General features: G+C 59.4%; 19 protein-coding genes. 6 read left to right on the forward strand and 13 right to left on the reverse strand.

The annotated features are described in order from the left end of the window. Positions 1-18: 18 nt before the first annotated feature. From HPT27_RS06695 to modA, 4 genes are read right to left on the reverse strand one after another with little or no spacing between them, the layout of a single operon-like run. The gene (locus tag HPT27_RS06695) at positions 19-891 is read right to left on the reverse strand and encodes an ABC transporter ATP-binding protein (RefSeq protein WP_172240745.1); all 873 of its coding nucleotides are present in this window, start codon (positions 889-891) and stop codon (positions 19-21) included. Then, positions 891-1,565: a molybdate ABC transporter permease subunit gene (modB, locus tag HPT27_RS06700; protein ID WP_172240748.1), complete on the reverse strand. Its 675-nt coding sequence runs from the start codon at positions 1,563-1,565 to the stop codon at positions 891-893. The genes HPT27_RS06695 and modB overlap by 1 nt, the downstream gene beginning before the upstream one ends. Further along, positions 1,562-1,975 (reverse strand): TOBE domain-containing protein, encoded by a 414-nt coding sequence (locus HPT27_RS06705; protein WP_172240751.1) that lies wholly within the window; start codon positions 1,973-1,975, stop codon positions 1,562-1,564. The genes modB and HPT27_RS06705 overlap by 4 nt, the downstream gene beginning before the upstream one ends. Positions 1,976-2,004: 29 nt before the next feature. Continuing rightward, on the reverse strand, positions 2,005-2,808 hold the full coding sequence (modA, locus tag HPT27_RS06710) for a molybdate ABC transporter substrate-binding protein (RefSeq protein ID WP_172240754.1): 804 nt from the start codon (positions 2,806-2,808) through the stop codon (positions 2,005-2,007). Positions 2,809-2,969: 161 nt separating this feature from the next. Here modA and msrA point away from each other — a divergent pair, with 161 nt between their 5' ends. Both msrA and msrB read left to right on the forward strand, forming a co-directional pair. Further along, the gene (gene msrA, locus HPT27_RS06715; protein ID WP_172240757.1) at positions 2,970-3,611 is read left to right on the forward strand and encodes a peptide-methionine (S)-S-oxide reductase MsrA; all 642 of its coding nucleotides are present in this window, start codon (positions 2,970-2,972) and stop codon (positions 3,609-3,611) included. 64 nt (positions 3,612-3,675) lie between these two features. Then, positions 3,676-4,170: a peptide-methionine (R)-S-oxide reductase MsrB gene (msrB, locus tag HPT27_RS06720; RefSeq protein WP_172240760.1), complete on the forward strand. Its 495-nt coding sequence runs from the start codon at positions 3,676-3,678 to the stop codon at positions 4,168-4,170. Between the two features lie 50 nt (positions 4,171-4,220). Here msrB and HPT27_RS06725 read toward each other — a convergent pair whose 3' ends face one another. The 6 genes from HPT27_RS06725 to HPT27_RS06750 all read right to left on the reverse strand — a co-directional run bounded on the left by HPT27_RS06725 (position 4,221) and on the right by HPT27_RS06750 (position 14,173). Further along, positions 4,221-4,892, reverse strand: a complete 672-nt coding sequence (locus HPT27_RS06725) for a type 1 glutamine amidotransferase domain-containing protein (protein WP_172240763.1) — start codon at positions 4,890-4,892, stop codon at positions 4,221-4,223. Between the two features lie 88 nt (positions 4,893-4,980). Beyond that, the gene (gene kefC, locus HPT27_RS06730; RefSeq protein WP_172240766.1) at positions 4,981-6,837 is read right to left on the reverse strand and encodes a glutathione-regulated potassium-efflux system protein KefC; all 1,857 of its coding nucleotides are present in this window, start codon (positions 6,835-6,837) and stop codon (positions 4,981-4,983) included. Beyond that, positions 6,827-7,375 carry a glutathione-regulated potassium-efflux system oxidoreductase KefF gene (gene kefF, locus HPT27_RS06735; RefSeq protein WP_172240769.1) on the reverse strand — a complete coding sequence of 183 codons (549 nt, stop codon included), beginning with the start codon at positions 7,373-7,375 and terminating at the stop codon, positions 6,827-6,829. Before kefF ends, kefC begins: the two co-directional genes overlap by 11 nt. A gap of 17 nt (positions 7,376-7,392) precedes the next feature. Beyond that, entirely contained in the window at positions 7,393-8,517 is a 1,125-nt protein-coding gene (locus tag HPT27_RS06740; protein ID WP_172240772.1) for a response regulator, read from the reverse strand. Positions 8,518-8,633: 116 nt separating this feature from the next. Further along, positions 8,634-13,490, reverse strand: a complete 4,857-nt coding sequence (locus HPT27_RS06745; RefSeq protein WP_172240775.1) for a response regulator — start codon at positions 13,488-13,490, stop codon at positions 8,634-8,636. A gap of 413 nt (positions 13,491-13,903) precedes the next feature. Then, positions 13,904-14,173 carry a hypothetical protein gene (locus HPT27_RS06750; protein WP_172240778.1) on the reverse strand — a complete coding sequence of 90 codons (270 nt, stop codon included), beginning with the start codon at positions 14,171-14,173 and terminating at the stop codon, positions 13,904-13,906. Between the two features lie 245 nt (positions 14,174-14,418). Between HPT27_RS06750 and HPT27_RS06755 the strand changes: the two genes are divergently transcribed. Both HPT27_RS06755 and HPT27_RS06760 read left to right on the forward strand, forming a co-directional pair. Further along, the gene (locus tag HPT27_RS06755; protein ID WP_172240782.1) at positions 14,419-15,354 is read left to right on the forward strand and encodes a LysR family transcriptional regulator; all 936 of its coding nucleotides are present in this window, start codon (positions 14,419-14,421) and stop codon (positions 15,352-15,354) included. 272 nt (positions 15,355-15,626) lie between these two features. Next, positions 15,627-16,529, forward strand: coding sequence for a DMT family transporter (locus HPT27_RS06760; RefSeq protein ID WP_172240785.1), 903 nt, complete (start codon positions 15,627-15,629; stop codon positions 16,527-16,529). 108 nt (positions 16,530-16,637) lie between these two features. On the opposite strand, the gene chrA is transcribed toward HPT27_RS06760, so the two are convergent. After that, positions 16,638-17,966, reverse strand: coding sequence for a chromate efflux transporter (gene chrA / locus HPT27_RS06765; RefSeq protein ID WP_172240788.1), 1,329 nt, complete (start codon positions 17,964-17,966; stop codon positions 16,638-16,640). A 269-nt stretch (positions 17,967-18,235) separates the two neighbouring features. Here chrA and HPT27_RS06770 point away from each other — a divergent pair, with 269 nt between their 5' ends. Beyond that, entirely contained in the window at positions 18,236-21,280 is a 3,045-nt protein-coding gene (locus HPT27_RS06770) for a TonB-dependent receptor (RefSeq protein WP_172240791.1), read from the forward strand. Between the two features lie 156 nt (positions 21,281-21,436). Here the strand turns inward: HPT27_RS06770 and HPT27_RS06775 are convergent, their stop codons facing one another. Continuing rightward, a complete protein-coding gene (locus tag HPT27_RS06775) occupies positions 21,437-22,036 on the reverse strand; it encodes an NF038129 family PEP-CTERM protein (RefSeq protein ID WP_172240794.1) in 600 nt (199 codons plus the stop codon). A gap of 137 nt (positions 22,037-22,173) precedes the next feature. After that, entirely contained in the window at positions 22,174-24,936 is a 2,763-nt protein-coding gene (locus HPT27_RS06780; protein WP_211197873.1) for a lamin tail domain-containing protein, read from the reverse strand. 577 nt (positions 24,937-25,513) lie between these two features. Here HPT27_RS06780 and HPT27_RS06785 point away from each other — a divergent pair. Beyond that, positions 25,514-25,936 carry a rubrerythrin family protein gene (locus HPT27_RS06785; protein WP_172240797.1) on the forward strand — a complete coding sequence of 141 codons (423 nt, stop codon included), beginning with the start codon at positions 25,514-25,516 and terminating at the stop codon, positions 25,934-25,936. Positions 25,937-25,984 lie beyond the last annotated feature (48 nt).

A 25,984-nucleotide genomic window follows, 5' to 3' on the forward strand; every position in this document is an offset into this window, starting at 1 on the left:
TATTTTTCTTAAGCAATGTCACGACGGGTGACGCAAGGTCGCGCTGGTGCCATTGAGCTGCACCTGTACGGTTTGGCCGATGCGCAGCGCGGCTGCCTCTGCCGGCGTGATCAGGGTGGTGATGCGATCCGCGCCGATGCCGAGCACCGCCGTCACCATCACGTCGCTGGCCTGCAGCGCCAGCACCGTGGCGTGCAGCGTGCAGCGGCCCGGCGTCAGCGCGCCGAGCAGCAATTCAGTCGGCGTGCCGAGCTGCGATGCTGCCGTTTCACTCAGCAGCAGCAAGCGCTGCGCCAATTGAAAAATTTCCCCCGGATCGTGACTGACCAGCACCGTGGTGATCTTCTGTTCGCGAAAAATCCGCGCCAGCATCTGCTGCAAGTCCTGCCGCAAGTCGGCGTCCAGCGCTGACAGCGGTTCATCCAGCAACAGCAATTGCGGCTCGCCAATCAGCGCTCGTGCCAGTGCCAGTCGCTGGCGCTGACCCCCCGACAATTGTCGGGGCAGCTGATCGCGGTGCGCGCCTAGCTCAAGCCGATCCAGCCACTCTTGTGTGCGTTTCAGATCTGGTTGGCGCTGGGCAAAACGCAACTGTTCGCTGACGGTCATATGTGGGAACAGCGCATAGTCTTGAAAGACAAAACCGATGCGGCGGTGTACGGTGTTCACGCGGCGCTGATGGGGGGTATCGAGCCAGCATTGGTCGGCAAAATGGATCAGGCCCCGATCCGGTTGTTCCAGACCCGCGAGCAGACGCAGCAGCGTGGTCTTGCCAACGCCTGATGGACCTGACAGTGCCAGCACGTCGCCGGCAGCCAGCTCAAACGCAACGCTCAGCGACCGCTGCTGTTCGCGCGGGCCGATGCGTTTTTCCAGTTGCACGCGCAGCATCAGCAGCGTTCCTGCTGTTGCTGTAGCCAACGGATGCCAAGCAGTACGACAAAGGCAAACAGCACCAGCAGCAGGGCGTATCGGTGGGCAGCGGCGTAATTCAGCGCCTCTACTTCCTGATACAGCGCGATCGACACTACCCGGGTCTGGCCGGGAATGTTGCCACCCAGCATCAGCACCACACCGAACTCGCCCACCGTATGGGCAAAGCTCAGCACGATGCCGGACAGCAGCGCCGGCCGGCACTGCGGCAGCACCACCCGCCACAGCGTGGTGCGGTCGGTTTTGCCGCAGCAGCGCGCCGCTTCGATTTGCGACCAAGGCACTTGCCGGAAACTGCCGAGCAAGGGTTGCAGCATGAACGGCAAGCTGAACAGGCAGGAGCCGATGACCAAACCCGAAAAACTGAACGCCAACCGTAGCGAAAGGGTTTCCTGCAGCCAGCTTCCGAACCAGGAGGCCGGGCTGAATGCCAGCAACAGGTAAAATCCGAGTACGGTGGGCGGTAACACCAGTGGCAAATTGCACAACACTTCGACCAGCCATTTGCGTCGCCGCACCTGACCGGGCGGATCGAATGCCAGCCAGCCGGCCAGTGGCACGCACAGCAGCAGCAACAGGCTGGTGGTCAGCGTCGCCAGTTGCGCCGTCAACCAGAACGGATGCCAGTTCATGGGCTCGTCGTCGCCAGCAGTTCGATCTGCATTTCGTTGGCTTTGACCAACCACTCCACCTGATCACCTACCTGCAATTGCAGCCGGCGCGCTGAGCCGCTGGTGATCACGCTGGTCAGTGCATGCGGGCCAAACTGCAGTTGCACCGCGGTCAGCAATTTGCCGTGGCCGATACCGGTGACCGTCGCCGGATGGCGATTGCGAAAGGACAATTCACCACGCAGGTTTTTTGCCAACGCGATTTCGGTTTCCTTGAAGCTGAGTCGAACCGCTGCGCCGAGTGGCCACTGTGGTTGGGCGCCGGCATGCAGCAGCAGCGCCGTGAACGGCGCGCCATCGACCGCGACATCGGCCAGCAGCACGCCATGTTCCTGCTCCAGCGCCAGCAGCTGGCCGGGTAATTCGTTCATCGCAGTACCGTAGTGAAGAGTGGAGCGTGTTATGGCAACAAATAGCCGTAGCGCTGAAAAATGGCGCGCGCCGTCGGGCTGAACAAAAACGCGTAAAAGCGTTCGGCGCGGGCGCGCTCATGGCCCTCGGCATAGCGCAGCAGCACGGCCGACTGGACGATCGGCGCGTAGCTGTCGGCGGCGACTTCGCGCCATTGTCCGGGCACCGCATCGCCTTGGGCGATCACCACCGATTTGGCGGTGAAGCCGATATCGGCCGCACCGCTGACGATGAACTGGCTGGTCTGGCCGATGCTTTCGCCATAGACCAGTTTGGTTTGCACGTCGCGCAGCAATTGGAAGTGCTGCAGCGCCCGCGCTGCTTCGCGACCATAGGGCGCGGTGTCCGGATTGGCGATTGCGATATGCTGGACACGCTCGCTCCGCAGCAGCGCCTGCCAGTCGTCGATTGGCAGCTCGCGAGTGGTCCAGACGATCAGAGTGCCGATGGCGTAAGGGCGCGGCGGCAGCAAGGCAAAACCGTCGCTGTGCAGCGCTTTGGGGTAATCGCTGTCGGCGGCCAGCAGCAGATGAAAGGGCGCACCCTGGCGAATCTGGGTGCTCAGTTTGCCGGTGGCACCGAAGCTGCCTCGGGCGACAATGCCGGTCTCCTTTTCGAAGGCACTGGCCAACTCGGTGAACGCGCCCTGCAGGTTGGCGGCAACGGCAACGGACAGCGAGTCGTCCGTGCCGGCGCTGGCCCGGCCGAACGGCAGGGCGCTGATCAGCAACAACGCGCCGAATAGCGCAGCGCGGCTGCCGCGTGTGAGCAGATGGCCAGTGAACCTCGACATCGTGCGACTCCGTACAACCGACGCTGACTGCGTGGCGCACAGTATAGAGCCGCGGCCATCGGGCTGAACATCGGTACCATCAGGTCGCGGCGTTTTTGTAATGAAACGGCCGGGCGTGCGTCCAAACGGACGTTGCTGACCGTGCACCAAAGGAGTTTGTGATGTCTGAAGCTTGTGCAATACCCGGCCAAGGCTTGCGCGTTGCCCCCAATGCGGTACCGCTGCCGGAAAGCGCGCCGCCACCTGCCGGAGCGACAGCCGAACTGATTCTCGCCGGCGGCTGCTTCTGGTGTACCGAGGCGGTGTTTGCCGCGCTCAAGGGCGTGCACAGCGTCGAGTCCGGTTACGTCGGTGGCAGTGCCGAGTCGGCCGATTATCGCCGGGTGTGCAATGGCGATACCGGCCATGCCGAGGCCATACGGATTCAGTTCGATGGCCAGCAGATCAGTGCCGGCGAGTTGCTGAAAATCTTCTTTGCCGTGGCCCACGACCCGACCCAGAAAGATCGGCAAGGCCATGATCGCGGCACGCAGTATCGTTCGGCTGTGTTCGTCCACGATGCGGCCGAGCGCGAATTTGTTGAACGCTATATCCGACAACTGGATCAGGCCGGAATTTTCACCGGTCCGATCGCCACCACGGTGGAGCCGTTGACGACGTTCTATCGCGCCGAGGCGTATCACCAGCAATATGCAGCGCGCAATCCCTGGCAACCGTATATCCAGGCCGTCGCGGTGCCGAAGATGGAAAAATTGCAGCACTATTTTGCCGCCGCGATCAAAGCCGATGCTGAATCCGAATGAAGCGTGTACTTGATCGTGCTGCGTGTTGGCCAACAGACAATTGAACTCGACAGGAGACATCCCGATGAAACCCATCGCCTTGCCCGATGGCCCGGCGCCCGTCCGCTCCGCCAGTGGCTACCAGTTACAAGGGCTAAGCGGCGAACAGCGTAACCAGCTGGCGGCCGCACTCAGTGCGGATGAGCGTCGGGTGTTGTTGGATCATGGCACCGAGCGGCCGTTTTGCGGCACCCTGCTCGATAACAAGCAGGCCGGCAGTTATTGCTGTCGGCTGTGCGGTTTGCCGCTGTTCTCGTCGCAGGCAAAATTTGATTCCGGCACCGGCTGGCCCAGTTTTTTTGCCCCGTTTGATCCGCACCATATTCGCTATATTCGCGACACCAGCCACGGCATGATCCGCATTGAAATCCGTTGCCAGCGCTGCGACAGTCATCTCGGTCATGTTTTTCCGGATGGGCCGAAGGAAACGGGCTGGCGCTATTGCTTGAATTCGATCGCGATGCACTTCCGGGCCGAGGGCGAGCCATTGACGGATGCGGCGGAATTGCCGCAGATCTGATGGCTGCGTGCGGGCCGCAGTGGATGACATGAGGCGGCCCGCTGGCCGCTTCAGTGCACTGCCAGCGCCTGCAGCAGCAAGGTGGCGGTGACGGCGCTGGAGGCGGGATTCTGACCGGTGATGAGCCAGCCATCGCGCACGACATGGGCCTGAAAATTTTCCGCGGCAACAAAACGGGCACCGCATTCGCGCAGTTGCGATTCCAGCAGGAAGGGCATTGAGGTATCGAGCGCGACGGCGCGCTCTTCGGCATTGGTGAAGGCAGTCAAGCGTTTGCCATGCACCAGCGGCAGCTCGTTGTCATCGCGGGCATTGACCAGCGCAGCCGGGCCGTGACAAACCGCTGCAATCATTTTTTTCTGCTGAAAAAATTCCCGCAGCAATCGGCTCATGGCGCTGCTGGTCGCCAGATCAAACATGCAGCCATGGCCACCGGGAATGAACACGGCATCGAACTGACTGGCATGCACGTTGCTGAGTACGTCGGTGTGCGCCAACGCGGCGACAGCCGGTTGCCACTCCGGGTGGGCATCCAGCTCGGCTGCGCTGGCGGGATCGATCGGCGCCGCGCCGCCAGCCGGGCTCGCCACTGTCAGCCGCACCGCTGACTGGCGGAACTGCAGATACGGCACGGCAAATTCTTCCAGCCACAGACCGGTGGCTTTACCCGTGCTCATGCGACTGGCACTGGTGACCACCAACAAGAGATGAACCGGTTTCATCTGCAGACTCCTTTGCGATGAACTTCCACCACTGTAGCAGCGGCAGCGTGGTTTCGCTGACCGGCGGGCCGGGTGCCCGCCGTTCACGTTATTCCGTTGCCGTAGGGCGCACGACGGATTCTGCCTTACCGGATTCGGATTCGGGCGCGCGGGAAACGGCCGCTGTCCAGATCTCGCCATGCGCTCTGACCAGCTGCTGGCGGTCGCGTTCAAATTGCGCTTCCAGTTCCGTGCGCGCGGCTTTTGCCAGACTGAGCCGGCTGGCTTCGTCGGTCAGGTGGCGTTGCAGTGCGGTCAGTGTTTGCAGATTGTGCCGACGGAAACGGTCCGCCAGTTCGCGGGCGTGATGGGCGTCGTGGCCCAATTGTTCCAGCGCGCGCCGACCGAGCCGCAGCGCCGACTCAAACGTTTCCCGCTCCAGCACTTCGACGCCGCGCTGACGCAATTCGTAGTAGTGGCTGACGTTGCGGGCGCGCGCCAGAATGGCCAGCTGCGGAAAATGTGCCCGCACCTTGTCAACCAGCGCGAGATTGTCGTTGACGTCATCGATGGCATTGATCAGCAGCCGGGCCCGGTCGGCGCCGGCGGCCTGCAGCAGATCGAGCCGGGTCGCATCACCGTAATGCACGGTGAAACCGAATTTGCGCAAAAACTGAATCTGATCCGGATCGTGATCGAGCACCACCGCCTTGATGCCACTGGCAAACAACAGCCGACCGATAACCTGACCAAAGCGGCCAAAGCCGGCGATGATCACCGTGGCATCCGCCGGCGGCTCGATGGTATCCGCGGCGCGTTGTGATGGCCGCGCGCGCTGCCAACGGGCAACGGCCATCAGTAGCAGCGGTGTACTCGCCATCGACAGCGCAACGGTGAGACTGAGTGCCCCGGCCCAGTTGCTGCTCAACACCTGCTGTTGCTGGGCCAGCGTGAAGATGACAAAGGCAAACTCGCTGCCCTGACTGAGCAGCACGGCAAACCACGGCCGATGCGCGGCGGTGATGTCCAGCCGTTTTGCCAGCCACCACAGCAACAAAAATTTGATGAACAGCAGGCCGAGCAGCAAACCGGCGACGATGATCGGCCGTGACAACAGCAAGGCAAAATCCATGGTCATGCCGACCGCGACAAAAAACAAACCGAGCAACAGACCTTTGAACGGCTCCAGATCGGTTTCCAGCGCGTGTCGGTATTCCGAACTTGCCAGCAGCACCCCGGCGAGAAACGCCCCGAGCGCCATCGACAAGCCGGCCGCTGCCATCAGCGCGGCAACGCCCAGCACCAGCAGCAGCGCGGTGGCGGTGAACAGTTCGCGCAAATGCGTGCGCGCCACCAGTCGCAGCAACGGCCGAATCAGAAAACTGCCCAGCACAATGACGATGAGTATCGCGGCAATCGCTTTGCCAGTGGCGAGCCATGCCGAACTGACCGGCGCACTGGTGGTCGGTGCCAACGCTGCAACGAGCGCCAGCAGCGGAATCGCTGCAATGTCCTGAAACAGCAGAATCGCGAAGCCGCTGCGGCCCATCGGTGTCGTCAGCAGATTGCGTTCCGTCATCGCCTGCATCGCCACTGCGGTTGATGACAACGCCAGTGCGCAACCGGCGATCAAGGCGCTGCGCCAATCCGGCAGCAGCGGCCAGACCGCGGCCGTCAAGGCCAGTGCGCACAGCAACAACTGGCCGCTGCCGCCGAGAAACACTTGTCCGCGCATTTGCCAGAGCCGTTTCGGGTCCAGCTCAAGGCCGATCAAAAACAGCATCAGCACAATGCCGAGTTCGGAAATGTGCAGCACATGTGTGCTGTCCTGGATCCAGGCAAAACCCCAAGGCCCGACCACGATGCCGGCCACCAGATAGCCGAGCACGGCGCCGAGCCGGCTCCAACTGGCAAGGCCAACGCAAATGACCGCCACACTCAGATAGATCAGCACTTCAACCAGCATGGTCAGGCTCCGGCCAGTGCGGATAGCTTTGCAAGCGTGCGCGGAATTGCTGGGCTTGTTGCTGCAGAGTGTGTTCGGCGCAGCGATGCCCCTGATGCACGACGATCGGTGGATGCCAGCGCATACCACAGAAGCGCGCGGTTTGTGATAACGGCGGCACAAACGTGGCGAAGGGATGACCGTGCTCAGCTTCGCGCTGATACGACTCGGCCGGCGCGCCGGTGGTGGTGACCCACAGCACATCCTTGCCGCGCAGGGCGTTGCCATCGTCACCGTAGGCCCAGTCGCGGGCCAACACTTTTTCAAACCACAGTGTCAGCAACGCCGGCGTGCTGTACCAATACAAAGGATGCATCCAAACGATCAGCTGCGCCTGCACCAGCGCTTGCTGCTCGGTGTCGACATCGATATCAAAATCCGGATAGAGCTGGTACAGCGAGCGGATGTGCACGCTGGGCAAATCGCCCACGGCATCGAGCAGGGCGCGACCGGTGCGCGAGCGGGCCGGATACGGATGGGCATAGATAACGCAGATCATGATTAGCGCAAACGCGCTCAGGCGGCCAGGTCATCGGCCCATTGTGCCGCAATTTGCCGGAACTGTGCTTCCTCAGCGACAAAGGCGTCGACCACGTCCGGATCAAAATGGCTGCCACGTCCGGCAATGATGATCTGCCGGGCCTGCTCGTGTGGCATCGCCGGTTTGTATACGCGCACCGAAATCAGCGCGTCGTAAACATCGGCCAGTGCCATCAGCCGCGCCGACAGCGGAATGGCGTCGCCGGCCAGACTGTCTGGGTAGCCACTGCCATCCCATTTTTCCTGATGCGACTGGGCAATTTCCTTGGCATAGCGCAGAAACTCGACCGACATGCCGAGCTCTTGCTCGGCATGTTCAATGGCGAGACAGCCGAGCGTGGTATGGGTTTTCATGATGGCGAATTCTTCGTCGGTCAGTTTGGCCGGCTTCAGCAGGATGCGGTCCGGTATGCCGACCTTGCCGATGTCATGCAGCGGCGCCGACTTGAACAGCATCGCGATAACTTCATCGCTGAGCATGCTGGCGTACTTCTCCTGTTTCTGCAGATGCCGGGCCAGCACCCGGACGTAATGCTGGGTCCGGCGAATGTGATGACCGGTCTCGTTGTCGCGGGTTTCGGCCAGCGAGGCCATTGCCAGAATGGTGACATCCTGCAGCGCTTGCACGTCGCGGGTGCGGCGCGCGACTTCCGCTTCCAGATAGGCATTCTTGTCGCGCAGAAAATCAGCGGCCGCTTTCAATTGCAGATGGGTGTGCACGCGCGCCAGCACAATCGGTGGGCTGATCGGTTTGGTGATGTAATCGACTGCGCCGAGTTCGAGGCCGAGCCGCTCATCTTCAATTTCCGATTTCGCGGTCAGGAAAATGACCGGCACCTGCCGGCTGCTGGCAGCGGCTTTCAATTGCCGCAGCACAGCGTAGCCATCAAGATCCGGCATCATGATGTCGAGCAGAATCAGATCCGGCACCTGATCTGAAACCAGCTGCAGCGCCTTGGCACCGCTGTTGGCCACTTTGACCCGGTAATGTTCGCGCAGCAAACCGCTCATCAAGGTCAGATTGTCAGGTGTGTCGTCGACGATCAGGATCACCGGCCGGTTGCCGCTGATCGGTTTTCCCTGCTCGGTGATGGTGGTCATCGACACGCTCCGTACGGATTCCCTGATCCGGCTTTGATGTTCGGGTTCGTGCTCGTACTGGTATTGATACTGGTATTGATATGGCGATTGGCTTTGCCGGCTGCGCGTGAACGCGCTCAGAGTGGCCGCTTGGCCAGCGCGGTGGCCAAGGTCGCCGCTGCGCTGTCGAAATCATAGTCCTGAATGGCCCGATCGATCGCGCGGGTTGCGTCATCGCCCAGCCAGCCCTGCAGGCTGGCGCGCAGATGGGTAAAACTGTCGGTTGCCTCGCTGTCGCCACCGGCCAGCTGATGCTGCAGCTCGGTGACGGCGTGGCGATCCGGCGGCGCTGCCGGCGGTTCAACGCCCCTTTCGCCATCGCTTGCGGCTCCAACACTCGCCGTTGCGTTGGCAGCGTCACGGGCCGTTGCAGGCTGCAATTGTTGACGCAGCGGTTCCAGCAGGGCTTGCAGTGCGCTGCCGTAGTGTTGCAGTACCGGCTGCCAGATGGCCGCCGGTACCTGTTCTCTGGCCATCTGTTCCAGTTCGGCTGCCAGCGCCGCCAGCGCTTCGGCGCCGATGTTGCCGGCAAGCGCCTTGTCGGTGTGCGCGAGTCGCTCGGCGGTGCGGTAATCGCGTTGGCTCAGCGTCTCGGCAAGTCGGTCGGCGCTGTCGGCTTGCCGTTCGACAAATTTTTCCAGCAAACGCAAATAGCTCTGCGGCTTGTTCAAGGTGCGGCGCAGGCCTTGCCGGGTGTTCAGGCCGGCGACTACCGGCAAACTGATCGCGATGGTTTTGCCGGTTTTGTTGTTTGTGTTGCCACCGTTTGCTGGTGCACTGACACCGGTGTCGTTGGTAGTGCCGGCATCCGGCAACCAGCGCAGCATGGCGCGAAACAGTTCATCGGGATCAATCGGCTTGGCGACGTGATCATTCATGCCAGCCGCGAGGCAGCGTTCGCGATCACTGGCCAGCGCATTGGCGGTCATCGCAATCACCGGCAGCGTGGCAAATTGCGGCTGCCGACGCAGCGCCTGGGTGGCGGTAATGCCATCCATGACCGGCATCTGCATGTCCATAAGCACAAGATCGTAGGTTTGCTTGGCCAGCGCCGCCAAGGCCTGCTCGCCATCAGCGGCAATATCAACCTGCATGGCCACTTCAGCCAGCAAGCCGCAGGCGACATCCTGATTCAGTTCGTTGTCTTCCACCAACAGCACGCGGCGTCCGGCCAGTCGCGCCAGTTGCGCATTGCTGACGCCGTCATGAGCACGCGGCTCGGCACTGTCGTCGCTGTCGGTGACGGTCATGCTGATCGACCGCTCTGGTGCCAGCGCGCGCATGGTGGTATCGAACAGCAGCGATGCATGCACCGGCTTGACCAGCACATCGGCAATGCCGGCATGGGCGGCGTCGCGGAATACTTCTTCGCGGCCATACGAGGTCACCATGACCACGGCCGGTGGTTTGCTCAGTGGCAGATGGCGCAGCCGGCGCGCCGTGGTGATGCCATCCATGCCGGGCATTTTCCAGTCGAGAAACACCAGATCAAACGGCGCGCCGGTGGCATCGGCGGCCTGAATGCGTTGCAGCGCGTCCTGACCGCTCTCGGCTTCGTCACTGCGAAAGGTCATGCTCTTCAACAGCTCGGTCAGAACATGCCGGGCAGTGCTGTGATCATCCACCACCAGTGCGCGCAAGCCGCGCAGATCCGGTTGCGGTACCAGCACCGGTGCTTCCTGTTTACCTTTGCCGACCGAGGCGGTGAACCAGAACGTGCTGCCGCGACCGGGCTCGCTGTCGACGCCGACTTCGCCGCCCATCAGCTCGGCCAGTTTGCGCGAAATCGCAAGGCCCAGACCGGTGCCGCCGTATTTGCGGGTGGTTGAACTGTCGGCTTGCTGGAACGATTGAAACAGCTTGGCTTTCTGCTCCGCGTCGAGACCAATGCCGCTGTCGCGCACCGCGCAGTACAGCAGCAGTTGGTTGGCATCTTCGCGCTGCAGCCGGATGATGATGGTGACGTCGCCGCGCTCGGTAAATTTGACCGCGTTGCTGGTGTAGTTGATCAAAATCTGGCCGAGCCGTAACGGATCGCCGATCAGCGTGTGCGGCAACCGTGGGTCGACATCGAAAATAAACTCCAGGCCTTTGCCGGCAGCTTTCTCGGCGATCAGGTTGGCGACCGTATCCAGCACCCGCTCCAGCTCGAACTCGACCTGCTCGATTTCGAACTTGCCGGATTCGATCTTGGAAAAATCCAGCACATCATTGATGACGCCAAGCAGCAACTGGCCCGAGCTCTGGATTTTCCCGACGTATTCGCGCTGGCGTTTTTGCAGCGCGGTTTTCAGCAGCAGATGCGACAGGCCGATGATGGCGTTCATCGGCGTGCGGATTTCATGGCTCATGTTGGCGAGGAACAGCGATTTGGCATTGGTTGCCTCTTCGGCGATGTCCTTGGCGTGCTGCAGCGCTTCGCCTTGCTGATGGGCCAGCGTTTCATCCATCCAGAAACCGTTCCAGACGGTACTGCCATCGGGTAGTCGACGGCCGACCGACTTGCTGTGGATCCAGTGCAGCTGATCATGAATGCGGACCCGGAAATGCAATTCGGTGTTGCCGCCGGTGCGGATGGCTTTCTCGACCAGTTGCTCCAGCTCGGCGCGATCGTCCGGAACGACATGACGCCAGCGTTCAGCCCGATCCCGATGCACACTTTCTGCGCTGACGCCGAGCACTTGCTCGATGCTGTCGGCAATGAAGGTGTAGCCGACCTCGCCGTCGGCGCTGGCGCGGAACTGGAACACGGTCAGCGGCAGTGCGTTGGTCATGTCGACCAGTTGCTGGCGCACAGCCTGCGCCGCTTGCTCGGCGTGTTTCTGCGCCGAGATATCGACAATGACCCCGACCAGACCGCCGGGGCTGCCGTCGGCTTTGCGAAAGCCGCTGACCCAGTACAGCGTGTGATGATTTTTGCCATCGGCGAAGCTCAGGCTCAGCTCGCGATTGATGGTCCGCGTCTCCCGGATCACCCGTTCATCTTCAGCCTGAAAGGCCTGCCGGTCGGCTTCGGGCAGAAAGTCCAGATCCAGCACTCGCTTGCCGATCAGGTGTTGACGTTCGACACCAAAAGCTTGCTCATACGCCAGATTGAACAGGACAAAGCGACTGTCGCTGTCTTTGACGAAAATCGGATTCGGGATGGTGTTGATCAATGCCTGTTGGAACGCCAGTTGATCGGCCAGCGCTTGATCTCGCTGGCGTTCTTCGGTGATGTCGAGCCAATAGCCGTTCCACACCTGTTCGTCGGTTTTGCTGTTGGCCTTGGCCAGCATGCGTATCCAGCGAACCTCGCCGCGCCGGTGTACACGGAATTCGCATTCGGCGCTGGTCTCGCTGCTGTTGAACATCGCTTCCAGCGTTGCAACATCGTCGCCATCGATGACCGGCCAGATGCTGTCCGGCTCGACCAGCAGATCGTGCATGGCGACGCCGAGCACCTGCTCGCTTTGCCGGCTGACAAAACGAAACTGCACGCCGTTGCTGCCGTTGACATACTGGAATACTGCGACCGGCAGCGCGTCGGTCATTTCGGCCAGCCGGCGCCGGTTGGCGTCAGCAGCATCGATGTAATGGCGCAGCTCGGCTTCCATCGCTTTGCGGGTGCTGATGTCATTGAACAGGCCGATGGTCTGGTGCACCTCGCCCGCGTCATCGTGCAGCGTCGCCAGCGACAGTTCGGCCCAGAACCGTTTGCCGGAACAGTGCTGCAGCTCCAGTTCACCGCGCCAGGGCTCGCGCTTGGCGGCGACCAGCAGCATTTTGTCGGCCAATTTCGGGCTGCGCAGAAAGTCGGCGATGGCAATGCCCGGCAATTGCTCGGCGGTATAGCCCAACATTTGTCGGAATTGCGGATTGACGTAGAGCAGCTTGCCGTCACTGTCGGTGACAAACATCGCTTGCGGGCTTTGTTCAACGGCGCGCGACAAGGTGCGCAGCCGATCTTCGTAACGTTGGCGTATGCCGAGCTGGATTTGCCGGCTCAGCCACCAGGAACCGGCCAGCGCGATCAACAGCAGCGGCAACACGCCACTCAGCAGACGGTGGCTCAGACTCCAGCCCAGATTCGGTTCGGCAAACGCGACCAGTCGCCAGTCGCCGGCATTGTCGCGCCACTGCAGTGAGGTGCCGAGCAGCTGATAGTGCTGGTTGTTGACGCGCGCTGCGCGCTTGCCTTCCGGCAGCAGCTGCAGCGCCGTCGTGCTGTCGTAGTAATGGCTGTAACGGGCATCGGCCTTCACTCGCTCGACCGCAGCGGTGTCACCGAGCACGGCATACTTCCAGTCCGGTTGATTGCTGGCAAACACCACGTTTTCCGGCGACAGCAGCGCCAGCGGCAGCCGCTGCGATTGCAGCAAGTTGTCGATGCCGGTGAAGTCGATTTTGCCGACCAGCACTCCAACGATCTGATTTTGCTCGCGAATGGGTGCGGCGACAAAAATGCCGCGATCCTGGGTCAACGCGCTGATGGCCGGATACAGATTGGTTTTGCCCTGCATGGCCAATTGAAAATACGGCCGCTGGCCAAAATTGCGGCCGGCGCCGTATTCGCCACTGCGCAGATAAAACGCCGTGATGAGGCCCGTGCGATCCATCACAAAGGCATTGTCGCTGTTGACCAGCTCCGACAGCTCGCGCAGTGCCTGCAGGGTTTCTGGCGCATCAAGACCGTTGTTGCCGAGCGCGCTGGCTTTGATCGGCAGATTGGTGCGCGCCAGCGTTTCGATGGCGCCGAAAATGCGACCGTTGATGGTTTCGCCATCGATGCGACCGGCCAGAATTTGCAAGTCGGAGGTCAGCGCGCTTTCGCGATTGCGGATGATGCTGCTGCTGATCAACACCGAGCAAACGATGCCAAACAGCAAGGCGACCAGCGTGATCAGCAGTTGCTGGGTTTTGAAATCGAGCCGTTGTGAGGAGGGGGAAGCCAAAGCCGGCACCGTCTGAGCAGGACGCGAGTACAGACTTAGGGATAGTCGATGAGCTGCGCGAGTACCAGTCAGCCGGGCATTTCTGCGGCAACAGGACGGTAAAAAGGCGGTGACAGGCCGACATTCGACGGCTCGGGTGTTGATGAATAGCGGCTGTGGTTCGGACCGGTGATTGCCGCTCGGAGCAGGTGTTGCTGTTCGGATGTGGAGCAATGATGTGGGGGATGATGCGGGAAACGGCGTGAGGAATGATTGGGAGAACGAGGCATGATTGAAAAAAGCAAGGCTCAGCCGTCACGGCTGAGCCTTAATCAAATTTATTTCGGTTCATCGCGGTTCGGGCAATCGTCACGGCAAGCCAATCGGTGTTGGCAACACAGTGCAATGCCCTATGCAAAACCAGCCGATTCGCCTCAGGCGCAGCAGACATTGCTCGGGCAGCTATTTGCGCCGGCCTGGCGGCCGACCAGCATCGGTGCGGCCCGTCGCGGCGCCGGTGCAGTGGCGCCGTCGGTTTGCCCGGCAGTGAGCAGTTGCTTCGCCAGAGCCGGGCTGAAATAGCCGCCGGCGGCCAGCATGCCGATGCTTTGCTGAGCCAGCGCCTGCCGGAAGCGGTCCGGTTCCGTCGGACGGCTGGCCGGAGTGGCTGGCAGGGTGGTGGGGGGCGGATTGAACAGTTTCATGGCAACACTCCTGTTGGTCAGGTCGTGGCCGGTCAACAGTGGCCGGTCAGGGGACGCTGCAAAGTCTCTACCTGCTGCGTTTGCGGCACAATCCGGTGATAAATCACAGCACTGTTTCCAATTAGGTGCTGATTCGGCGTCCCGGTCGGCGTAGAGTGCGCCCCATCGATACCGCCAACGCTGCGGCCCCTGCCGGGCGAACCGGCTGAGCAAGCGGGCTAATCCATACGAGGGAGTACCCCAACATGGCACTGACCGACCGTCTGGCCGACATGGCCGTTTTCGCCAAGGTGGTGGATGCCTCCGGCTTTTCCACTGCCGCCCGCGATCTGGACTTGTCCAAGGCCGCGGTCAGCAAGGCGGTGGCCCGGCTGGAAACCCACCTCGGGGTCCGGCTGCTGAACCGGACCACCCGCAAGCTGACGCCGACCGAAGCCGGCATCGCCTTCCATGCCTATTGCCGGCAGGTGGTCACCCAAGCCGAAGAGGCCGAGCAGCATCTGGGTCAGCTGCAGTCGGCGCCGCGCGGCACGCTGCGGCTGGCGGTGCCGCTGTCGTTTGGTCTCGCCCAGGTCACCAAGGTGTTGCCGAATTTCCAGCACCGCTATCCGGAAGTGGAAGTGGATCTGGTGTTCATCGACGGCGCCCTCGACATGGTCGCCGGTGCATTCGATCTGGCGATCGAAGTGGGCGAGCCGGCCGACTCCAGTTTGATTGCCCGTCGGCTGACTACGTCGCGCAATGTCATCGTTGCCAGCCCCGATTACATCGCCCGCAATGGCGCGCCGCAAACACCGGCCGATCTGGCCCGGCACCCGTGTCTGATGACGTTCTGCCAGTTCGACGGCATGTGGGAGTTTGTTGGTCACGGCCGCAGCGAATCGGTCTATGTCTCGGGCCCGTTCCGCAGCAATTTCCTGATGGGCATGCGCGAAGCGGCACTGGCCGGTCAGGGCATCGCCCGGATGCCGAGCTTCTGCGTCGCCGACGATTTGGCCAGTGGTCGGTTGAAATGCCTGTTCGACGACTGGACCCATAAATCGGAAGGCATTTACGCCCTGTACCCGCATCGCAAACATCTGCCGGCCAAAGTCAAAGCGGCGGTCGATTTCTTTCTCGAAGCCTATGGCGACAACCCGTACTGGGATGAAGTGCTGGCCAACGACCAATGCCATTGCTGATGGCTGGTTTGTGCAAGGCCATTCGTAATTCGTAATTCGTGATTCGTGACTCAAGACGGGCAGGGGGCATCGGCCGCCTGCAGCGAGTCATCTTGCGGCCCCCGCCGTGCGCGCCGCTGACCAGAGGAGGATTTCCACGTTGATGACGCTTATTTCTGGTCAAACGACTTGTTCAATTTTCGGCGGCATCTGAACGCCGACCACCGCAGACTCACGGTCGGCAGCAAACGCCGCCTGATTCGCTGCTGTTATGTTGAGACAAAGGATTCATCATGAAACCACGTGATTTGATCGAGCTGCTGGTGCTGGCAGCGATATGGGGTTCGTCGTTCCTGTTCATGCGCGTTGCCGCGCCTGAATTTGGTCCGGTGCCGTTGATTTTCATTCGGGTTGGCATTGCGATGGTGTTTTTGCTGGCCATCCTGAGTTGGCAGGGCGGCTTGGCCAGCTTGCGCGGCAAAACGGGACATTTTGCTCTCGTTGGCGCCATCAACTCGGCGATTCCGTTTTCGCTGTTCGCGTTTGCCACGCTGTCGCTGACGGCCGGCTTCACCGCTGTGCTCAATGCCAGTGTGCCGCTGTTTGGTGCTTTGGTTGCCTACTTCTGGCTGGCCGACAAACTGTCATTGCCGCGCATTGTCGGGTTGATCGTCGGCTTTCTCGGTGTGCTGGTTTTGGTCTGGGGCAAGATTTCGTTCAAGGACAATGGCAGTGGCTGGGCCGTGGTCGCCGCGCTGGTGGCCTCGCTGTCGTATGGCATCTCGGCCAATTACACCAAGCGCTTCCTGACTGGCGTCAGTCCGCTGGCCATTGCTACCGGTAGCCAGATTGCCGCGACGATTCTGTTGTTGCCGCTGGCTGCGCTGTATTGGCCGGACAGCATGCCGTCGGCGAAAAGCTGGTTCAGCGTGCTGGCGCTCGGCATCGCCTGCACCGGCATCGCTTACATTCTGTTCTTCCGTTTGATTGCCCATGTCGGGCCGCTGAAAGCCGTCGCGGTGACGTATTTGCTGCCGGTGTTCGGCATGCTGTGGGGCACGCTGTTCCTGTCGGAATCGGTCACCAGCAACATGATCCTCGGCTGTCTGGTGATCTTGTTGGGAGTTGCGTTGGCCGCCGGCATTCTGAAACTGCCGACCCGCGCCAAACCGATCGCACCGGCGGTGCAGAGTTAAGTGTTGCGGGTGCGGTTAGTAGCAAACTGATCAGATCCGCTTTTTCGCACCATGTTTTTTCCCGTCGTTCAAACGAGCCCGCGATGATCCATCGCGGGCTCGTTTCTTTCAGGTCAATGTCCGTAGCGCAGTCAGCAACAAACCCAGCAGGGCGCTGCTGAAAATCAACGCAATCACCCCGAGCTTGAACCGGAACAACGCCAGCACGGCCAGACCGGTAATCGCCACCGATGGCCAGTCAACGGCGCCGGCAAAACCCTGTGGCCACCAGACGTGATAGGCAAAGAACAGCGCCAGATTCAGGATCACGCCTACCACGGCGGCGGTGATCGCCGTCAGCGGTGCAGTAAAATGCAATTGATCGCGGGTCGTTTCAATAAACGGTGCGCCAGCAAAAATAAACAGAAAGGACGGCAGAAAGGTAAACCAGGTCACCACGGCTGCGGCGATGGCGCCGGCGAGCAGCGGTTGCTGGCCGGCGAACAGTTCGCTGTTGGCGCCTCCGAGAAAACCGACAAACGCCACCACCATGATCAGCGGTCCCGGCGTGGTTTCACCGAGCGCCAGACCATCAATCATTTGTGGCGCGGTCAACCAGCGAAACTGTTCGACCGCACCCTGATACACATACGGTAGCACCGCATAGGCACCACCAAAGGTCAGCAAGGCGGCCTTGGTAAAAAAACAGGCCATTTGCGTCAGCGCACCCTGCCAACCGAACAGCGCCGTCAACATCAGCATCGGCAAGGCCCACAACAGCGCACAGACAATCAGCGTGCGCGCCAGTCGGATCCAGCGAAACTGGGCGTGCGCCGGAATGGGCGTATCGTCATCGAGCAGCGCCGGTCCGTATTGCTGGTGACTTTCATGTTTGCCGGCCGGCTGGAATTTCTCCGGCGCGTAGCGGCCACCGAGAGCGCCGATGATACCGGCCCCTACCACCACCAGCGGAAACGGCGCGTGCAAGGCAAACAACGCCACAAATGCCGCGGCGGCAATCGCCAGCTGCCAGCCATTTTTCAGCGCCCGCGATCCGATGCGGTGGCAGGCGTGGACAACAATTGCCGTTACCGCCGGTTTGATGCCGTAGAAAATACCGGCCACCCAGCTGACATCACCAAAGCTGACATACAGCCAGGACAGCGCAATCAGAATCAGCAGCGATGGCAAGACAAACAAACCACCGGCAACGATACCGCCCCAGGTGCCATGCATCAGCCAACCGATATACGTCGCGTGCTGCTGCGCTTCCGGCCCCGGCAACATCATGCAGTAATTCAAGCCGTGCAAAAACCGCCGCTCCGACAACCAGCGTTTGCGTTCGACCAACTCCTGATGCATCACGGCAATCTGCCCGGCTGGGCCGCCAAAGCTGATGAAGCCGAGTTTCAGCCAGAAGGCGAACGCCTCGGTTCTTGATGGACTTCTAACTGGCATTGCGGATATCCAATAGATGGCAGGCCTTTGATTTGGTTTGGTTTCATTGGTCTTGGGTTGGCTGACATCGGAGCGCAAAGCACTACTGGAATGACCACTCCGATGGCGACACCACATCTAGCCCTACACATTCTAATTCGTTGACAGTCTATGCTGGTACAAATTAGCTTGTAACTCGTCCCAATATACCGCCAAACAATAGGTCGGATAGCGGAGACGACAGAAGTGCAAACCGAGGTGTTCGGATTTTATTGCTAGGGGACAATTTGATGAAAAGTACACTATGGCGCAAACGCGTCTTGGCGATAGCTGTGTCTGCAGTTTTGACAGGCACTGCCGGGGTTGCAATCGCAGACATCGCCGCTGGTTCAATCTTTGGTCATACGCGGGCTGGAGGAAAGGTTGCGATTCAAAGTCTCGATTCGGGACTAAAACGAGAAATCGAAGCGGATGCCGACGGCCGCTATAGCTTTCCGCAGCTGCAGTCTGGACGGTATAAAATCACTTCAGGAGACGAAACTCACGAAGTTGTTGTTAGTACGGGCACTGGCACCTCAGTCAACTTCGGGGCGGATGAAAATGTTCTGACCGTTTCCGGCTCGCGAATTTCACCTATCGACACTTCATCTGTTGAGTCAAATACTGTCTTTTCATCACAGCAGTTGGAGCGTCTCACTGTTGAGCGCGACATTACCGATGTCGCCTTGCTTGCGCCTGGCACCACCAAAGGCGACACTGGGTTCGGCAACTTGGCATCATTCGGTGGTGCATCAGTTGCTGAAAATGGCTATTACATCAATGGTTTCGATGTAACTAACATTCGAAATTTCGTCTCCTATGCCACGCTCCCGTTTGACGCAATTGCTGAACAGCAAATAAAGACCGGGGGTTATGGTGCAGAGTATGGACGTTCACTGGGTGGTGTCGTTAGTCTCGTGACCAAGCGAGGAACGAACGAATGGCAAGGCGGTGCTAGCGTTGTATGGGAGCCAGAAAGCCTGCGTGAGCACAGCTCAAATGTTAGGTCTCGCGACCCAGATCAAGATGAATCGAGCAAATACTTCGTCTACCGTGAAGACAATAAAGTAGATGATTTGTCATACAATATTTACGGTGGCGGCCCGATCGTTTCTGATCGTCTTTTCGTGTTCGCCTTGGTAGAGGGGCGAGATGAATCAGTCGATTCGTATGGCAATGACACCAGCACGAGCACATCGAACAGGTCACCCAATTACTTGTTAAAGCTAGACTGGAATATCACCGACGACCATTTGTTGGAGTTGACCGCGATCGATAACGAGCAAGAAACCGATCGCCGATTCTATCGAAATCCAACCGACGGAGCAGGTGTGCCGATCGAGTTTTATACAGGTCACCATGGCAATTTGGAAAAGTCATCGACCATTCGTGACGGGGGCAATCTCTGGGTCGCCAAGTACACAGGCTATCTAACAAGTGACCTTACCCTGTCAGCGAGTTATGGCAAGCTCAAGCACACGGATAACTTCGAATTTAATAAAACGATTTACACCGACTCCGGAAGCGTCTCCAGTTGTCCGACCATTTACGACAGCCGTGCCGATCGAAATTCAGTCATCTATCTCGGGTGCTGGGATGAGGATAACTTTGCATTGGCCCGTGATGAAAGTTTTGGGAAGGATACTGACGAGCGCGTAGCAAAGCGTCTGGACTTGGAGTGGCAGCTTGGCGAGCATCAGATTCGTTTCGGTATAGACGAAGAGAAATTCACATCCGGAGCTGCCGGACAAGCATATGAAGGTGGCGGCTACTATCGATTGTTTACTGTAACCGAAGCCGGTGGGCGGGTGGTTCGGGGCGTAACGTTGCCAACAGGAACCGAGTATTACCGTTTACGTACGCGGCAAACCTCATCCGGCACTTATGAGGTAGAAAACTCTGCGCTTTACTTGGAAGACAGCTGGCAAATAAATGATGTGCTGCTGTATGCCGGCTTGCGCAGCGAGTCGTTTGACAATAAAAATGGTGACGGGGTCTCATTTGTTGACGCCAGCAATTTAATCGCTCCTCGACTGGGTGCTTCGTGGGATGTAAATGGCGACGGTAGCTTGAAGGTATTTACTACTCTTGGTCGCTATTACATTCCAGTGGCTTCAAACTCAAATATTCGTGCGTCAGGTGCTGAATATTCAAACGAGCAGTTTTTCACCTATGACGGCGTTATTGACCCGGCGAATGGCCAGCCGAGTGCTGGTACTCCAATTGCGCCGATGACCGAAAATGGCTCCTTACCATTAACGGCGCCGGATCCATCGACAGTAGCATCGACCGACCTGGAGCCAATGTTTCAGGATGAGTTGATCATTGGACTGCAAATGCAGATGGCGGACAACTGGACCGTCGGCGCACGGGGCATTTACCGTGAAGTCAAAAATGGTATGGATGACTATTGCAGCCATCAAGGTTTTGCCGATTGGGCGACTGACCATGGCTACACCAATTTCGACACCGCTTCCATGGCTCAGTGCGTCATCATAAACCCTGGTCAAGATGTCACCATCAACATGGATCTTGAGAACGACGGCAATTTTTCCGAAGTGACCGTCTCCAATAGCTATCTTGGATTGCCGGACTATGAGCGTACATACAAAGCTGTGGAGTTGTTCTGGGAGCGGTCCGGTGGTGATGGTTGGTTCCTTCAGGGGTCATATACTTGGGCAAAGAGCGAAGGCAACATGGAAGGCTATGTAAACTCGACGCTTGAGCAGGACGACGCAGGTTTGACCCAAGACTTTGATCATGCATTGTTCACCGATGGTAGTAACGGCTACTTGCCCAATGACCGCCGCCATACAGTCAAAGTATTTGGTGCCTATGAGCTAACACCACAATTGAGTTTGTCAGGCAATTTCCTTGCCCAATCTGGCCGTCCGGTCAGCTGTAATGGTTACGTCCCGGAGGGATTTAGCGGCGAGGATGACTCCAGCTTGCAAGGTTATGGCGCTTCAAGCTTCTATTGCGTTAAGGACCCCTTGGTCGACGCTAATGGCGATGACATCTACGATTCCGAGCTGACCCATCGTGGCAGTGAGGGGCGGACGCCATGGGTCTATCGATTTGATTTAGGAGTGAAATACACACCGGATTGGGCAGATGACAAGCTGTCTCTGAAGCTTGATATCTTCAACGTATTCAATTGGCAGCATGTGACCGAATACAATGAAACCCATGACCGGAAGGTGGCGGGGGCGTTGGAAGTCAATCCAAACTATCTGAACGATGTGAACTATCAGAGTCCACGGTCTGTTTTGATTACCGCGCGATACAAGTTCTGATTTAATTGGACGGTGTTAAATAGTTAAACGTCTGGTTATTCGCTAGGAATAAAGCGCCACCGAAACGAGGTGGCGCTTTTTTATTTCGCTTAATATGAGTCGGTTGTGCTATGTTTTGCTTGTAGTATCTCTGTTTATTGGCTGCAGTTGCGGCCTTTAGGTTGCTGTCCTTCGGTAGCACAATAAAGCGACCAAACCAATAAAAGCCAGCGACAATATTGGTGGTGATGCGATCGCGATAGGTCGCACCATGACGAATTCACTGAGCAATTCCACTTGCACACCGTTGCCGGGTTGCAGTTGCAGACGCAGCAGATCGCCGGTTTCGTCCACATTCAGCAGCGGCTGAAAGTCGGCGCTCCATAATTTGATGGCGAAGGTCAGGCCGGCGTCGGCCAGCGTGTCGAGCCAGTCACCAGCAAGCCGCAGTTGCAACGACAGCACGTCGCCGAACTGTTGCTGTTGCAGTATGTCGGCAAAGCCCATATCGCTGGCCAGCGTCAGTGTGCTCGACAGATCGCCGGCAACGTTGCCGAATTGATCCAGCACCTCACCAGCACCACCATAAAGGCTTTGCAGTTCTGCGGCCGCCAGCGGCGAGTCCTCGAGACCTGCCAGCGACAACTCGATCAGGCCGCTGCTGCCGGTCACGCTGCGGGTATCGATATCAATGCGGTAAAACAGGTCGGCATGGCTGACGGCACTGCTCAGTACCAGTGTCAGCGTCAGCAGCAGACGGATTGCCAATGGGTACACGGTATTTCTCCCTATCGTCCTGTGACGAGGTTTTGCGTCGAGCCGCGCCAGGGCGTTGCAGTTGCATTGGCGCGGCACTACGGAATCAACGATGACCAGTAGTCATCGCAAAATGACGGAATCAAAAACTGCCTGAATCAGAAACTGCCCTGATAAACCACCGGACTGTAACCAATGCTGACCCGGTTCGGATTGCGGATCTGCAGCGTCAGCTTGATTTGTTGGCCAGCGCTGACATCGTTGAGGCGCAAAAAGGGCACACCGGCAACGTCGCCAGCGGCGTTGTGCAAGCTGACGCCGGTGGGCAGTCCGGTCAGTGTGACGATCAGCGGGCCACTGACGCTGGCTTTTGCGGTCAAGGTCAGGGTGCCGGTGTACAGATCGGTGCAGCGGTTGTAGCTCAGCCCCGATTTGTACAAGCTGAATTGACTGCTGACGTTGGTGCCGGCGATGGGAAATTGCAGGTAAGCCACTTCCGGGTCGTGATCGCTGGCCTGGTCGGCGAATTCGGCATTGACATGCACCACGTCGTATTCATTGCTCTGCAGTCGCAGCGTGTCGCTGACCAGAATGTGATCGAGTGCTTGTGCATTACCCTCGAACACATAACTGTACCGTTCGCTTTCGGGCAGCGTTTCGATCAAGTCATGCAGGCCAGCCGATTTCAGAATTGCCATCGTGTCGGAGAACTGGAAGTCATTGATGTCGCCCAGTACCACAACCTTGGCGGTCGGGTCGGCCGCGCGAAGCTCGGCAACAAATGCCGCAACCAAGGTCGCCTGCGCGTGGCGCTGGATTTCCGAGTTGCGCGCCGGCAGCTGGTAGCGGCCGAACAGCGGTTGATCGCCACCTTTCGAGTTGAAGTGATTGGCAATGACAACGACCCGATTGCCGTTGATCAGAAACTCGGCGGCCAGCGGTTTGCGGCTGTCGTCAAAAGCGCTGTCGGTCGGCGCGATGCGGCCGGGGCTGTATTGCAGATGTGCGCCGCTGCTGTCACTGACAACAGCATTGGCGGTCAGCGCGTCAGCACCGGGGCGATCGACGAAGCGCACTTTGGTGGCATTGAACAGAAAGCCCTGGCGAATGTTGCCGCCGGGCTGACCACCATCCTGATCGTCAGCGGGATTGATGCTGCGGAATTGATAGCGCGGACCGCCGGCGGCGACAATGGCATTAATCAGCGTCGCATAGGTCTGATCGGCGCTGACCACGCTGTCATTGCTGGCACCGTTGTTGTCTTGCACTTCCATCACCGCGATGATGTCCGGTGCGCGCAAAGCCGCGACGATTTGCTGGGCCAGCCGGGCGAACTTGGCCGGATCATTGGTGGCTGCCAGATTCTCGACGTTGTACGAGGCAATGGTGGTTTCACCGATGGCCGCGGCGCGCGCCACTTCAGCGGTGAGGCCAGCGCTTTGCAGCGGCGACAATGCCGTTACCGCCAGCTTGTAATTGCCGAAGCTGTAATCGATGACGCCACTGACGCTGGCAAAACTGTCGCCGACATTGGCCAGCGGCAAGCTGACAAAACCATCGTCAAGAATGATCCGCTCCGGATTGAAGTCGTTGGCGCGAATGACCAGACCATTGCGCGCCGTGCGCAGGCTGGCATCGAGTCCGTTGTCGGCGATGACCGGCAGTTCGCCGAAGCTGCTGGTAGGGCCGGTGGCCAGGGCGCCATTGATCTGCACCCGCATGCCTTCGAGGCTTTCATAGAAGTCGATGCCCTGACTCAGAATCAAGCTGGCGCGGTCTTCGACATTGCCGGCAATTCCGGCAGCAATGATCGCACTCGGCGGTTGCCGGCCGCCGGCACCGAGCATGATCGCCGCCGGTAACGGCTGGGCGCTGGCCAGCTTGGTGACCGTCGGTGAGCTCAGTTCGGTGATGGTCAGATTCGTGCTGCCGCCGCTGCCGCCCGGACGAAATTCCGTCACCGTTCCCGCCACTTCAACGCGATCGCCTGTGGTCACCGTCGGCGCAGTGCCGGTGAACACGAACACAGCTTCAGATGTTGCCGGATCCGCATCTGGCACATCATCCTGCATAAAGAAGCCGTTGCTGCGGACGGCGGTGACAATGCCGGGCACGCGGGTCACGTGCTGACCAACAAGTGGCGACAAATGCGCGCTGCCCTGAATCTCGCGAATCCGTTTGTCGTTATCACTGCCATTACCACCTCCACCACCACCGCCACCATTACCGGTGCCGCAAAGCAAGAAGCTGCTGCCGCCGTTGCGCGGGCTGGGCGCGCCAGTCTGGAAATCGCTGCTGTTGTTGTTGCTGTCGCTGCAGCCGTTGTCTTTGCGCAGCGCTGCCAGCGTGTTGCCAAGCGTCGGTGCCGGCGTGGTTTCGCTGCTGCTGGCGCTGCCGAAGCCGACCAGATCGATAACGCCACTGACCACGTCGCAACCATTGGCGCAGTTCAGCGCTGTGCTGTTGTTGACCAGCGCCACTTTGCCGCTCGACGCCGACATCGCGATATTGCCGATGAAATCCGGTGTGGGCAGTGCTTCGCTGCCACCGGCGCCGCTGGCCTGCTGAACAAGTAAGTACTGGCCGGCGGCGATGACGCCCGCCAGATTGGTCTTTTGCCAACTGCTGCCAGTGCTGGAAGCGTACTGCACGGTCCAGCCATCGAGCGTGACCGCTTCGTTGCCGTTGTTGTGCAGTTCGATGAAATCGTTACGCAGGTTGGCGCCGCTGTTGCCACCACCGCCGTACACCTGACTGATCACCACGGCTGCCATGGCGTTGCCTGCAAACGCCATGCTGCCGGCAAGCAGCAATGCGATGCGGCCGCCATGGTGCAAGCGGTCATGGGCGAAAATCCGCCTACACTGTGTTTGCTCCAACCGTCCCTGATTCGGTTGTTCCTGCTTCAACTGTGCGTGCATGAACCATGCTCCTCCGATGCGAAATACCACCGGCATTTGCTGCCGGGTCCGCGGCGAGGGTAGGGGGCAGGTGTGACAACCGGACGACGGTGCCATGACAGCGCGTAGCGTTTTGTAGCGTGATGCCCGGTGCAGCCGATAGGCGGCCCCTATCGGAACGACTGCCAGCACCTATTGGCCAAACGCTATCCGGAGCGCTTCAATCAAGACCGGGCAGTCTGCGCTGCCGGGAATCGGCTGGGCCGGTGGTTGGTCGTTCGTCAGCTGGTCGCTCGCCAGTTTGTCGTTTACTGATGTGGCGATAGCTGCAGTCGGCCTGTAGGTTCACGTTTGAATGCAAAGCCAATTCATGGCGGAGAGGTCAGTCGGCTGGTGCAACAGCACGCCATCCGCCACTGTCGTATGAGCGCCGTAATTTTGTGCCGCCGTGGTGGCGCAGAATCATGTCGTCGACGTTCCTGAATCACGTGTTGTCGTTGTCAGGGCAGATCCTGACAGCAGGGGTAGGGTCTGGTTGCGATCAGCATGAAGCTGGCGCGGCCGGTGTTATCACCTTCAACCGCAGCAGGAGGTCATCATGGCCAATCTCAAAGGGTCCAAAACCGAAGACAATCTGAAAGCCGCATTCGCCGGTGAGTCGCAAGCCAATCGCCGTTATCTCTACTTTGCCAACAAAGCCGATATCGAAGGCCAGAATGATGTCTCGGCATTGTTCCGCTCCACTGCCGAAGGCGAAACCGGCCACGCTCACGGTCATCTGGAATTTCTCGAGGCGGTAGGTGATCCCGCCACCGGTTTGCCGATCGGCAGTTCGCGGCAAAATCTGAAAGCGGCGGTGGCCGGCGAAACCCATGAATACACCGACATGTATCCGGGCATGGCCAAAACCGCCCGCAGCGAAGGCTTTGAGGAAATTGCCGACTGGTTCGAAACGCTGGCGAAAGCCGAGCGTTCGCACGCCAACCGGTTCCAGAAAGCGCTCGACGCGCTGGCAGATTGACTGTCGGCAGCCGGCATCGTTCGCGATCGAGTTTGAGGTCGCGCTTGT

Source organism: Permianibacter fluminis, from assembly GCF_013179735.1.
Lineage (GTDB): Bacteria > Pseudomonadota > Gammaproteobacteria > Enterobacterales > Permianibacteraceae > Permianibacter > Permianibacter fluminis.